Origin of the sequence: Listeria sp. ILCC796 (genome assembly GCF_900186175.1) — a bacterium.
Lineage (GTDB): Bacteria > Bacillota > Bacilli > Lactobacillales > Listeriaceae > Listeria > Listeria goaensis.
Genome location: NZ_FYBV01000010.1, coordinates 60630 through 72976, shown reverse-complemented (window position 1 = coordinate 72976; position 12347 = coordinate 60630). Strand labels below are relative to the sequence as shown.

Annotated in this window: 11 protein-coding genes; 3 read left to right on the top strand and 8 right to left on the bottom strand. The window is 38.0% G+C overall.

What is annotated here, in order from left to right:
- Positions 1-439: 439 nt before the first annotated feature.
- From CFS04_RS10670 to CFS04_RS10635, 8 genes are all read right to left on the bottom strand, one after another.
- Positions 440-1042 carry a hypothetical protein gene (locus CFS04_RS10670; RefSeq protein ID WP_088810690.1) on the bottom strand — a complete coding sequence of 201 codons (603 nt, stop codon included), beginning with the start codon at positions 1040-1042 and terminating at the stop codon, positions 440-442.
- A gap of 255 nt (positions 1043-1297) precedes the next feature.
- Positions 1298-2071, bottom strand: coding sequence for a sugar phosphate isomerase/epimerase (locus CFS04_RS10665; protein WP_088810689.1), 774 nt, complete (start codon positions 2069-2071; stop codon positions 1298-1300).
- A complete protein-coding gene (locus CFS04_RS10660; RefSeq protein WP_088810688.1) occupies positions 2068-3030 on the bottom strand; it encodes an aldo/keto reductase in 963 nt (320 codons plus the stop codon). Before CFS04_RS10660 ends, CFS04_RS10665 begins: the two co-directional genes overlap by 4 nt.
- 46 nt (positions 3031-3076) lie before the next feature.
- Positions 3077-3799: a glucosamine-6-phosphate deaminase gene (locus CFS04_RS10655; RefSeq protein ID WP_088810687.1), complete on the bottom strand. Its 723-nt coding sequence runs from the start codon at positions 3797-3799 to the stop codon at positions 3077-3079.
- Between the two features lie 11 nt (positions 3800-3810).
- Positions 3811-5133 (bottom strand): PTS sugar transporter subunit IIC, encoded by a 1323-nt coding sequence (locus CFS04_RS10650; protein WP_088810686.1) that lies wholly within the window; start codon positions 5131-5133, stop codon positions 3811-3813.
- A gap of 18 nt (positions 5134-5151) precedes the next feature.
- On the bottom strand, positions 5152-5487 hold the full coding sequence (locus CFS04_RS10645; RefSeq protein WP_088810685.1) for a PTS sugar transporter subunit IIB: 336 nt from the start codon (positions 5485-5487) through the stop codon (positions 5152-5154).
- The gene (locus CFS04_RS10640) at positions 5477-5812 is read right to left on the bottom strand and encodes a PTS lactose/cellobiose transporter subunit IIA (protein WP_088810684.1); all 336 of its coding nucleotides are present in this window, start codon (positions 5810-5812) and stop codon (positions 5477-5479) included. Before CFS04_RS10640 ends, CFS04_RS10645 begins: the two co-directional genes overlap by 11 nt.
- A 14-nt stretch (positions 5813-5826) precedes the next feature.
- A complete protein-coding gene (locus CFS04_RS10635) occupies positions 5827-7839 on the bottom strand; it encodes a BglG family transcription antiterminator (RefSeq protein WP_088810683.1) in 2013 nt (670 codons plus the stop codon).
- A 263-nt stretch (positions 7840-8102) separates the two neighbouring features.
- Between CFS04_RS10635 and CFS04_RS10630 the strand changes: the two genes are divergently transcribed.
- The 3 genes from CFS04_RS10630 (at position 8103) to CFS04_RS10620 (ending at position 12307) form a co-directional block, all read left to right on the top strand.
- The gene (locus tag CFS04_RS10630; RefSeq protein WP_088810736.1) at positions 8103-9500 is read left to right on the top strand and encodes a deoxyguanosinetriphosphate triphosphohydrolase; all 1398 of its coding nucleotides are present in this window, start codon (positions 8103-8105) and stop codon (positions 9498-9500) included.
- A gap of 64 nt (positions 9501-9564) precedes the next feature.
- Positions 9565-9921: a DUF2200 domain-containing protein gene (locus CFS04_RS10625; protein ID WP_088810682.1), complete on the top strand. Its 357-nt coding sequence runs from the start codon at positions 9565-9567 to the stop codon at positions 9919-9921.
- Positions 9922-10276: 355 nt separating this feature from the next.
- The gene (locus CFS04_RS10620; protein ID WP_088810681.1) at positions 10277-12307 is read left to right on the top strand and encodes a Dam family site-specific DNA-(adenine-N6)-methyltransferase; all 2031 of its coding nucleotides are present in this window, start codon (positions 10277-10279) and stop codon (positions 12305-12307) included.
- Positions 12308-12347 lie beyond the last annotated feature (40 nt).

Below are 12347 nucleotides of genomic sequence, written 5' to 3'. Positions count from 1 at the left end.
ACATTGGAGGCTCAAGATGGCTTTAACACAAAAAAGAAAAGAACTTTGGACCATGTTTTTTTTCTATTATTTCTTTATTTATACCATTTGGACTAATCATTGCAATCCCTACATTAATAATTAGCAGAAACGCAGTGCGGACTAATCCAAACACTATTAATAAGAGTACAAAAATCATTTCCATTATAAGTATTGTATTATCAACTGTCATCATTGTACTAATGTTAGTTGGTGCCATAACTTTTTTTCTATCAAAAGGTAAAATTAATTGACCAATATCTAAGTTATAGTAATCACTATGCGCAAAGCGGAAACTATAAAATATAGATAGCCGACACCTGCTGCAACCCTGTACACTAGATTTCAAGTTAACAGCAATAAAACACGCACTGACCAACCATTGGAGAGTGCGTGTTTTTAATTACAAAAAACTTACTATTCAACTAATCTTAGCATATCCGTTATACTTACCACCACCTGAGGTTCCTTCTACATGTACTGTTATAGTCCCTAACTGAACCCCGTACTCCTTATGAACTAAACTATATTTAAAACGTGATGTCGTTTTTGCTCGATTGTTTGCAATCCAAGCATTTTTTTCGATACGGCTTGTTTTAACAGTTGGGTTATAATTCTTATCCACGTAGCCCGAGGAAGATACTATAGATTTAACCGTCCCTCCACTAGTTGTATACTTAACTGAAACCACATATTTAGTCATAGTAATGCCGAAAAATTTCATCGAATAGCTATGTGTAGCATTACGAGTTTTAGTTACTCCAGCTTTTAATAAAGGTTTTGTTGACTCAAACACATCTTCTGATTCAATAATTACATCCTCATTAGCATCATCTTCGATTGCAGCTTGCATTGCCTCTGGATCACTGAAATAATATGCTAGCTTTTCTTGTTCTTCTTCACTTAAGTTAGCAAGTTCTTCTTTGAGTTCATTGATATCATTTCGAATAGTTTCACTATTGGCATTTTCCACCCCATTTTCTTCTGCTGTTTCTACAGAGTAGTTATCTAAATAACTATCCAAATCACTAAGGATATCCCCCGTCTCCTCTACCCAATTGCAGATGCCCTTACTTGTGTCCCTGTTACTTGCATCAAAGCTAGAGCAATAATTGTCGTTAAAATAGCTTTTTTAATAAATCTTTTCATCTTAATCCCTCTTTTCTAATGATGTTATGACTGTTTACAAGTCTTGTTCATCTAAACACAAATGATAAAAAAAGTCTCTTTAGATATCCACTTGTATTTATTCAAAAGAGGGGGTTGCGCGTGTTTCTATTTAAAGCTGAATCGCTTTTAAGGCTTTGATGCTAGTTGCTAAGCTTTCGAACATGTCTAGCTTGCTACGATCTTGTTCGATGCAGTAAAACTCAACGCCGTTTTGTTCGCCCCATTCGATGATGCTTTTAAAATCGACAGCGCCAGAACCGATTTCCGTTAAGTTATGATCCATATCGGTTATTTCAAAACCCGGGATATAATCTTTCATGTGAACAATTGGGGCGCGCCCGGAGTAGCGTTTGATATATTCGACCGGGTCCACATCAGACGCCGAAATCCAATATGTGTCTGGTTCTGCGTAGATTGAAACGCCCGCTTCGGGGTCGGTAATGAAATCCATCATCATTCGGCCATCAATTTCCGATTTAAAATCGTATTCGGGGTTGTGGAGGCCGACTCGGAATCCTAGCGGCGCCAGTTTATACGCCACGTCTAGCAAAGCCCGCTTTGTTTTCCTGTACCCTACTTCATTTTGGTCTTCTTCTTCGATGTATTTATCATAAATTGTTTTACAATCGAATAGGCAAGCTTCGTAAATAATGCCGTCCAAATCGTCGAAGAAACGATCGTGTTTAATGTGCATGCCAACAACATTTAAGTCGTACTTTTTCAGCAATCTCGCAACTTCAAGCGGCGGGTTATTACGCATGCCGTCAAGCTGAACATGTTTGATGCCGAGTTCACTCACACGGCGCAGTGTTCCTTCCAAATCTGCTTCCATTTCTTTCCGAACGGAGTAAAGTTGAATGGCAATCTTGTCGTGGAAGCTCATCGGTTGTCCCTCCTTAGGTCAAGCCAGTCGACCTCCAGTTGCGTTAAGTGAATATCAGCGGCTTCGATGGAAGAATTCAGCTCGCTTGTCGTTTCTGGGCCGATAACTGCGGCTGTTGGGAATGATTGATGCAAGACGTAGGCGAGTGAAATTTGAATCGGTGTCACGCCTTTTTCTTGTGCCAGTTTTTCTGCTCGGCTATAACGTTCCCAGTTCTTTTCGCTGTAATACACTTCGACCATTTCGGTGTCTTCCAAATTATCTCTCGTGAACCTACCTGAAAAGAAGCCACCTGCCTGACTTGACCAAGAAAAGAGCGGCAAATCAGTTTGCTCGTGCCATTTTATCATCGTGTCGTCTGCCGAAACGCAGTCTTCCCAGCGCGGACGATTGACTTTTGGCAAGCTTAAATTGGGGCTGTTAAAGCTAAGTGGGGTCAAACCGTGCGTTTGCGCATATTCGTTCGCCTCAATGATTCGCGCTAGCTCCCAATTGGAAACGCCAATCGCATAGACGCGGCCATCTTCTACTTCTTTGTGGAGCGCCTCCATGAGCGGCCCAACTGGGACAGTTTCATCATCGCGGTGAAGCGCAAAAAGTTCCACATGGTCGGTTCGAAGCATCTCTAAACTCGTTGAAATGTCCTCATGAATGGCAGCTGGTGTCACCCGAGGCACGTCTAGCGCGCCACGCACTGGGTGGCAGCCTTTCGTTTGGATAATAATTCGGTCGCGGTTTTTGCGTTCTTCCATCCAGATGCCAATGGCGTTTTCACTATGACGGTAATGTCTTGCGGTATCAAAAATGTTGCCGCCGCATTCGAAGTAGCGGTCTAAAATTTGCGCCGCCACGTCCATGTTGTCTGCTCGCAAGAAGTCGCCTGCGCCCATGACAAGGTTTGCACATGGGATTAAAATGTTTCTTCCATCTTTTTTTCCGTTTACTTGAATTTGTTTCAATTTTATCGCCACCTGTTTCTTTTTTGATTAAAATTAGTTTGCAAGTCTAAACGCGTGCGCCCGCTTCCTGATCTACGAAAAACTGAGTACTTGTTGCGTTTTTAAGTAAAGTAGCTGGAATATTTGCGGTTGGTTCGCTATTCATTGTTAATTCGACGATTTCCGCTTTTTTACTGCCGGTTGCGGCTACAATAATCTCTTTCGCCTGTTTAATTTGCTTCATGCCGAGTGAAATTCCATTTGTAAGCGGCAAATCTTGATCAAAATACTTGCTCATCACTTTTTTCGTGACGTCATCAAGTTCGACCACGTGGGCGTTCACATCGACTGGCACGCCTGGTTCATTGAAGCCAATATGGCCGTTCATGCCGATTCCAAGCAAAATGAAATCAATGCCACCTCTTTCGTCAATAAAATGATCGATTCGTTTGCATTCGACCGCCAAATTTTTCGCTTTTCCGTCAAAAAAGCAAATATGGTCAGGATTTATATTTTCCAATTGGTCATAAAAATAATCATAGAGCGTCTGGCGGCAACTACCTTTTGTTTCATGGCCGAGCCCAACCCACTCATCTAAGCCGACAAAATACGCCTTGCTGAAATCAATTTGGCCGTTTTTATTGCGGCGCACAAGTTCCGCCATCGTTTTGAGCGGCGTGTCGCCTCCCGCGATACAAATAAGCGCATCTGGCTTTTCTTGTAAGAGGGACTCAATTTGGTTGCTGATAGCGATTGCTACCGCCTTGTCGTCATCAAATTTTTTTAACATCTTTTTTCCTCCTAAAAATCAAGGTCTAACGCTTCGTGTGCAGCTTGCCGTTCTGAAACGACCGACTCCTGCTTGACGAGGCTTCTTTCATACATTTTGAAGAACGGATAGTACATCAAGGTCGCCGCGGCCAGTACGAAAACGATTAAAATGATGGCGCGCCAGTCCATCGTCGCTAAATATTGTGCGAGTGGAATCGGCGTTCCGCCTACGTTTGCAATTGGAGGGCGAACCCAACCTAAGTGGAAGACAAACCACTGTCCTACCGCAATAATCGGCGTTCCGAGAACAAACGGAATGAATAAGTATGGGTTGTAACAGATTGGCAATCCGAACACGACTGGCTCAGAAATTGTAAAGACGGCTGGCACAACGGAAGCTTTCCCGACGGCTTTTAGTTCTTTCGAGCGGCTAAATAGCGCGAGTAACACGAGCGCACCGGTAATCCCAGAACCGGAGAAGCCCATGAAATAGTCCCAAAAATTGGGGGCAAAAACATGCGGAATTGGTTCGCCTGCAGCATAAGCCGCCGCATTCGCGCCCAAGTATTGTGTCATAAATGGCATAACGAAGCCGACTAAAATGGCATATCCGTTTAAGCCGATGAACCAAAATAGCATTTCGAAGAAGCAAATTAAAAAGACTGCGTACGGCGTGTCGATGCTATTAATTGCTGGCGCAAGCATAGTTGTAAATGCTTCTGGAATAATTTGCCCTTTTGTAACCGTTTGCATTAAAATGCTAATGACTACGGATAAAAAGAGGATAACAACGAGCGGCACGATGGCTTCAAACGTTTGAGCAATCCCGTCTGGTAAGCCTTTAATTCGAATCGTGACTTTCTTTTTAATAAAAAAGTGAATCGTTTCAACGGCAAGAAGCGAACCAAAAATTGCGATGAACAAGCCGCGTGAGTCTAAATATTCCGTGCTTAGTTTTCCATCAATAAACTTCGTGTTTAAAACTATGGTCGTCATTACAGCACCTAGAATGCTATGTAAAATAGGCACTTTTAATTGTTTGGCGTGATTATATGAAATCGTAACGGCCGCATAAAGTGATAACAGACCGAATGTGAATTGGAAAGGTAAATTTAACATTTCGGCATTATCAACGAAGAACGTTTTAATGGCAGTGCCTTCTGGAAACATATTTCCGATAGCGGAGATAATCAGTGAAAATGAGCCAATGATAAGGACTGAAATAAGGGCAATCATACCATTTTTGATGGACTGGATATGTCGTTGTTTTTCAATTTTGGCAGCAATTGGTTCAAAATACTTTTCCATGAATGCAATAAAGCGCTCCATGATTGATGTCTTATTCGTACTCATGACTTTTCCTCCTAAATTTTAATGGCTTGTTTTAAGAATGATGGCGTCTTTTAAAATATTCGCGCCATTTACTGTGCCATAATCTTTCGTGTCAATGACTTGAATGGGTTTCCCCGCTGCATCCGCAATTTCTTTCAACATTTTAAATTGATGTTTAATTTGCGGACCTACCATGACAACATCAAAGTCTTCAATATATTCGCGTAGCTCGCCAGCAGGATGCGCTTCAATGCGAATGTCTGTATTTTTCAGCTTCTCGCTTCCCGCTGCAATTTCTTTCATTTTTGTGACCATCACACCTGTTGAAGCTCCTAAGTTACAAACTAATAAAACGTGTAGTCTATCAAAATTCATCTTGTGTCGCCTCCTGATTTCCTTTTAATTCGATATACATATCAATCATTTCACGGATTAGCGTAGAAGCTAAAATCGTGTTCATTAGAGTGTCTTGTGCATGTACAAGCAAGACGGAAAATTCCGTTTTATCCCCGCGGATTTCTTCTACCATCAATTCTGTTTGCACTTTATGTGCTTCATTCATCAATCGTTCAGCTCCCGCTAACTTTTCTTCCATTTCACTTTTTTTGCCAGCTTTTGCACATTGTAATGCTTCAACAAGCTGCGAAAAGGAATCTCCAGCAAGTGAGATTAATGAAAATGCGATTTCTTCTGTTTTCATAAAACTACCTTCTCTCATTCATAAATTGCAGATTTCACATAACTATAAATATCTTTGTGGCTTTTGGCTGAAAGAATTCGGCTAACTTGTTCTTCGTTTAGCACTACTTTCATCAGCTGCTCGACTAAACGTCTTGCTTCCTTCGATTCAAAGGCAAGCGTAAAAATCAAACGAACGGGCTCGCCGTAGCGATCAAAAAAGGAAATTCCCTCTTCTAAAACGGTCACTGCCATACTGTCTTTTAAAACGCCGTCTTTTGGACTCGCATGCGCTAAAACAATTCCGGGAGCAATGACCATATACGGACCGAACGCCTTTAAATGCTGGATGATTTTCTCCGTATAACGTTTTTCAATACAACCTTTTTGGAATAAAACTTCTGTTCCGAGCCTGATGGCTTGTTGCCACGTATTCACATGCTTTTTAGTGACGATAAGCTGCTCTTTGAACTCGATTTCAGGTAGTTCAACATGTTCTTTTTTAGGCTGTTTAGTTAATACGTCTAACAAATCCAGTTCTAGCTTGCTAAGATTGATAATTTGCGTGTTTTCACTAATGATATTCATGATTTCGCTAAACTTATCAATCGCTTGTTTTCTGTTTGTTACGAGTTTCATTTGGAAATGCTCTTGCAACAGTTGCATATCTTCTTTTTGCAAATAACTATGGATGCGAATCATTTTTTTCGATGTGATATCGGGAATTTTAACGGTTGTAATGACATAATCGAACTGCTCCAACATTTTTTGGTTGAATTTTCGAAGGGAGGTTGTCGAAATAGCCGAAAACTCAAACAGCTGATTTAGCTGAACTTGAAGCATATTCGATACAGCCATCCCTTCTGCACAAACAATTAATAACGTTGGACGATTTCGTTCTACAGCAAGGCTTCGTTCAAGTTCAGAAGCAAAATAAATGGCTAAAAACGAAACTTCTTGCGCGCTTGTAGAAAACTCAAATTCATCTTCTAGTTCTTCGCAAATCCGCTTAGTTGCTAGAAAAATTTCTTTGTTGTCGCGCATAAAATCTGAAAAAATTGGATTTTCTACGCTAATGCCACCACGAATTCGTCTAATCATTAAACTAATATGCGACGTAATTTGGTTAAAAAACGCCTGATTGTCTGTCAAAAAATCGGTATGGTAAAGCTCACCCATTTTGATGCAAAGGCGCTCGGCAAATCCAATGACATGCTCAACCTGACCCGCATCTTTAAACTGCTTCACCGTATTAATAACCGTTTCCAGCCCTTTATCATACACACTCCCGTTATTTTCCCACGTATCATAACGAAAATCCTTAGATACTCCGCGCATTTTAAGAAGCATGACCAAAATGGTAAGGTAGAGCTGGTCATCCACAGTCCTTCTTAAATTTTGCGTAATCGCATCCACTTCCGACACCGTTTCTTCCAAAAGAGAAAGATCAAAAAGATTATAAAAAAAGAGCTCTCCTTTTTTGGATAAACTTTGTTCTGATTCGAGAAACTGATAAAATTCGCGCATATTCATGAATTTAAGCAGCTTTCTAGCAAAAAGTGTACACTTCAAAACAACATCACCAGCAATTTGATATCCGATGCGCGTTTTGTGCACAAGCGCCATGTCATTTAGAAACACATCTCCGTCAATCGCGCGCAAATGATTGAGCACCGTTGACCTAGAAATAAATAGGATGTCCTGAAAATATTGCACAGAAACGGGCTTTTCCTCTAAAAGTAGTTTGAGTAATAAAAATTGTTCCATTTCTTCAGCATCATATTTATATTTTTCTGGTGTCATTTGCTGCTTGAATTTTTTAAAACTTCCGCTAATTTTGTTGCGATTTTCAATCATTACGCCTTTTTTAGGGTGCCTGCTCAGCTTTTCCCCATTTAGTTCCACCAAAAAGGCATCAATTTTTTCCAAACTATAGCGAATATTGCGTTCAGAAGTTTTAAAAACGAGTGCAAGTTCCTTCACTTTCTCATAATCATCACGAGTCAACAGTAAATCGAGTATATCTATGCAACGTCTATCTAATTTCAATTTTATCCCCCACCAACTCTTTAAATTTAGCTTACACGCAAATAAAAACGCTTTCAATTGCGCATATAACTTCTTTTGTCACGAAGTCTGAACAAGAAGTTTTACTTTTATTTTAGCTAGAAAACCGCAGCATATGAATAGGTCTTCCGTCTTTCAATGTATAATTACATAGCGAATTGTATCCCCCCTAAAAAGAATACAATTCCTTTTCTTATATTTTATTGGTATTATATAATTAAAAAGGGGTTTTTGATTTGAAAACAATGCAATGGCAAGATTTACTTACTGTTAAAAGAACTAGTAATCCAAGTAAAACTGTATCTCCTGATGATCTACGAAATGCTTTTGAAAATGACTACCAACGAATTATTATAAGCGCTTCATTCAGACGCCTTCAAGATAAAACTCAAGTTTTCCCTTTGGAGAAAAATGATTTTGTTCGCACTCGTTTAACTCACTCACTAGAAGTCTCACAAATCGCAAAGTCTCTTGGCACACGGGTAGGAACAAAAATAATCAATGAAAGATTAGACCCAAGCTTTACTGAAAAAAATATTAAAGAACTTTCTGATTTATTGGCTTGCTCCGGACTTTTACACGATATGGGTAACCCACCATTTGGGCATTTTGGAGAATGCGCGATTCGACAATGGTTTTCGAAGAACCTAAGTAAAATAAAGTACGGAAATGATACCCTTGGAAAACTTTTGACTGAGCAAATGCAGAAAGATTTCACTCATTTCGAAGGCAATGCGCAAGTTCTTCGATTACTAACAAAACTTCATCAATTATTCGAAAGTACTCATGGTATGAATCTAACTTGTGCAACAGTTAACTCGTTATTTAAATACCCTACTCCCTCAGTAAAAATAGACAAAAATAAAGAAAGTGATGTGAAATTACATAAGATGGGTTACTTTTATGCGGATAAAGATACATTCTCTGAAATCACAGAGGCTACTACAGCCGGCGATAACAGACATCCAGCTGCATTTTTGCTTGAAGCTGCTGATGATATTAGTTACCTCTTAGCAGACTTAGAAGATGGCATGAAGAAAAAACTTTTTTCGCTAAACCAATTAATAACAGAACTTAGTCCCTTGAAAGATAGTCCTCACAAAGAACTAAGTGCATGTTACGAGTACTTAGAAGAAAAAGCTAGATATAGTAATGAGCTACTCTCCTTCCAACAATGGATTACAGTAAAAGTACGTGGGATATTAATAAATAATACTATTGATACGTTTATCAACAATTACACTGACATAATGAGTGGACATTTCGAAAGTAGCTTACTCGAAGCTTCCAAAGTTTCATCTTTATCTTCCTTACTTGGTGAAATCTGCTGTAAATATATTTTTACCAATTGCGATATTCAGAAAGTAGAATTGGCGGGAAAGAAAATAATTTTTAATTTGTTAGATACTCTTATTCCAGCTGTTCTATATTTTGATTCACCTTTGAAAGAAGATAACAAAGATGAACATAAAAGATTGAGGACACTACTGTCACAAAACTATATAGACGCCTATAATAAATATAAGCCAGATAATGATACCGAAAAATTGTATTTACGATTACTTCTTGTAACTGATACGATTTGCGGCATGACAGATAGTTATGCAAAAAGCTTATATCAAGAACTAAATGGAATCTCATAATCTATGTTTAATTAAAAGCATATGCTATGATAGAGAAAATTAATGTGAAAGCGAGGGATTTTAAATGACAAAACACCGTATTTTCACAACGAGTTTTGCGAGCGTTTATCCGCTCTATGTGACGAAAATTGAACGCAAAGATCGCACAAAAGAAGAATTAGACACAACAATTTGCTGGTTAACAGGGTACGACCAGGCGGCTTTAGATAAACAAATTGCGGAGCAGGTTGACTTTGAAACTTTTTTTGAAAAAGCACCCGAAATGAATCCAAAGGTGGCGCTCATTAAAGGAAGCATTTGCGGCGTTCGCGTGGAGGAAATCGAAGACCCTTTGATGCAAAAAATTCGCTATTTGGATAAACTGGTGGACGAGCTTGCGAAGGGGAGGAGCATGGAGAAGGTTTTGAGGGAGAATGTGTAAATAAATCAAAAACCGCAAATACACTATTCAAGTTGAGCCGACCCCAAAAGTTAGATTTTTGGTCTAGCTTTTGGGGATTTTTAACCATTATTAGCTGAGCGTTTAAACGGGGAGAAGGGAAAACATACTTTTATGGATTATTCTGTTTAAAGTGTTTCAAGGAAGTACCTGAATAGTTTAAACAAGTATAAAAAGATGGAACATTTATAGCGAGGGATTCATTCTCAAATCTGCTTGTTTTTTCTGTCTGCTTTAGTATAATTATTCTAAACTTCATTAGTTGAGTAGTTGCTCTAATCCCATATCAGGATTGACTTTTTCGTTAGTTCTCTGTATCATATAAGGATGAAAGGGGATGTTGATTTTGAGGTTTATAGGCTCAAAAGCTACTTTACTAAAAAATATAGATAATATTTTGGCTGATAAGTTAACAGGCAAAGAAGAGACGTTCCTTGACTTGTTTGCAGGAACAAATGTGGTAGGCAATTATTTTAAGGATTACTTTACGGTATATTCTAACGATTTGTTATATTTTAGTTTTGTGAATGCCAAAGCAATCATTGAGAATAATGGACACTTAACATTTGAAGGTCTCAAAACGATAGGAATAGCATCTCCGTTAGATTTTCTACAAGAAAATGCTGAAAAGTATGTTCTGTCAAATGTTATAGGATATTACGAAGAAAATTACACCCCGACTGGTGGAGCAATGTATCTGACTACTGAAAACGGGAAACGTATTGATTATATAAGAGATACAATTGATAGTTGGAATTCTGAAGGAATACTAAAAGTATCCGAATACTTTTATTTAGTTTCTGTTTTAATTGAGGCGATTCCATATGTAAGCAACATTACTGGTACTTACGGGGCATTTCTGAAACATTGGGATAAGCGTTCTTTAAATCCACTAGAATTGATACCACTCGAAGTAAAAAATAATGGGAAATATAATAAAGCTATTAATCAAGATGCAAATGATTTAGTTACAAAAATATCTGTTGATATTGTTTATATAGACACTCCGTATAATAATAGACAATATGCTTCAAATTATCATCTGTTAGAAAATGTTGCAAAAAACAACAAGCCTGAGTTATCCGGGAAAACTCGCATTTTTGACTGGTCACCACTGCGTAGCGAGTATGCTATGAAGCGAAATGCAATGAGAGCAATGTCTGATTTGCTAAACAATATTGATGCAACTCATATTGTGTTAAGTTATAACAACGAGGGAATCATTGAAGAAAATGAGCTGATAGAATTGGTGAAGAAGCAATCGTTCAATGGTGAAATTCAGGTTGAAAAAATACCTTACAGAAAGTATAAATCTAAAAATCCGTCTGATTCATATGATTTATATGAATTATTAATTTACATTCAAAAAAAAGCAATTCCTACAACTAATGAAGTTAAGCAGTCAGAAATAATTAAACCTGATGGAAAGAAAAAGTGGGTTGGTGAAAGGCAACATTATATAAAGAGCCCCCTTAATTATATCGGTGGAAAATACAAACTATTAAAGCAAATAATCCCATTATTCCCATCAACTATTGATACATTTGTTGACCTGTTTAGCGGAGGAGCAAATGTGGGAATCAATGTTAATGCGAATAAATATATTTTCAATGATATGAATAATCGTATTAATGAGATGTTCCGATATTTTGCTACGCAAGATGAGGAGGAGTTGGTAACAAAAATTAATAAGAGGATATCACAGTATAACTTAAGTAAAACTAATGAAGAGGGATATCTAAATTTCAGAACTCAATATAACTCAAATCCTAATCCTTTAGATTTATATGTTCTAGTATCTTATAGCTATAATTATCAATTTAGATTTAACAATTCGATGGAATTCAATAATCCATTTGGACGTGATAGAAGTAGATTTAGTGAGAATATGGAAAAGAATTTGCGCCAGTTCGTCAGAAAGCTTAGGACCATAGATGCGACATTTACAGATAAATTTTTTAATCAAGTAGACCTATCATCATTGCGAGATGGCGATTTTGTTTACTTAGATCCTCCATATTTAATCACTACAGGGAATTATAATGATGGGAATCGTGGTTTTCTCAATTGGGGTGAGGATCAGGAGAAAGTAATGTATAACTTGATGGATACATTAACGAACCAGGGAGTCAGATTTGCGTTGAGTAATGTGAGCAATCATAAAGGCAAAACAAATGATTTGTTGAAAGAGTACATTGAAACTCATAATGTTGAAGTTCATTATTTAGATTTCAATTATAATAATTCATCACATAATTCAAAAGGTGCTGGAAGTGTTGAAGTTTTGGTTACTAATTATGATGCAGAAACACATAAAATTTTGAAACAAACAAGTGAACTCATGAAAGAAATCAGCACCCTGATATAAAACAAACCTCTCGAGATTCTTATTCCCCGAGAGGTTTACT

What these genes read in the sequence shown, in the direction of transcription:
- CFS04_RS10650 (WP_088810686.1), bottom strand. Translation starts at nt 5,133, where the DNA reads ATGAGTACGAATAAGACATCAATCATGGAGCGCTTTATTGCATTCATG.
- CFS04_RS10640 (WP_088810684.1), bottom strand. Translation starts at nt 5,812, where the DNA reads ATGAAAACAGAAGAAATCGCATTTTCATTAATCTCACTTGCTGGAGAT.
- CFS04_RS10630 (WP_088810736.1), top strand. Translation starts at nt 8,103, where the DNA reads ATGCAATGGCAAGATTTACTTACTGTTAAAAGAACTAGTAATCCAAGT.
- CFS04_RS10645 (WP_088810685.1), bottom strand. Translation starts at nt 5,487, where the DNA reads ATGAATTTTGATAGACTACACGTTTTATTAGTTTGTAACTTAGGAGCT.
- CFS04_RS10625 (WP_088810682.1), top strand. Translation starts at nt 9,565, where the DNA reads ATGACAAAACACCGTATTTTCACAACGAGTTTTGCGAGCGTTTATCCG.
- CFS04_RS10620 (WP_088810681.1), top strand. Translation starts at nt 10,277, where the DNA reads ATGTTGATTTTGAGGTTTATAGGCTCAAAAGCTACTTTACTAAAAAAT.
- CFS04_RS10665 (WP_088810689.1), bottom strand. Translation starts at nt 2,071, where the DNA reads ATGAGCTTCCACGACAAGATTGCCATTCAACTTTACTCCGTTCGGAAA.
- CFS04_RS10655 (WP_088810687.1), bottom strand. Translation starts at nt 3,799, where the DNA reads ATGTTAAAAAAATTTGATGACGACAAGGCGGTAGCAATCGCTATCAGC.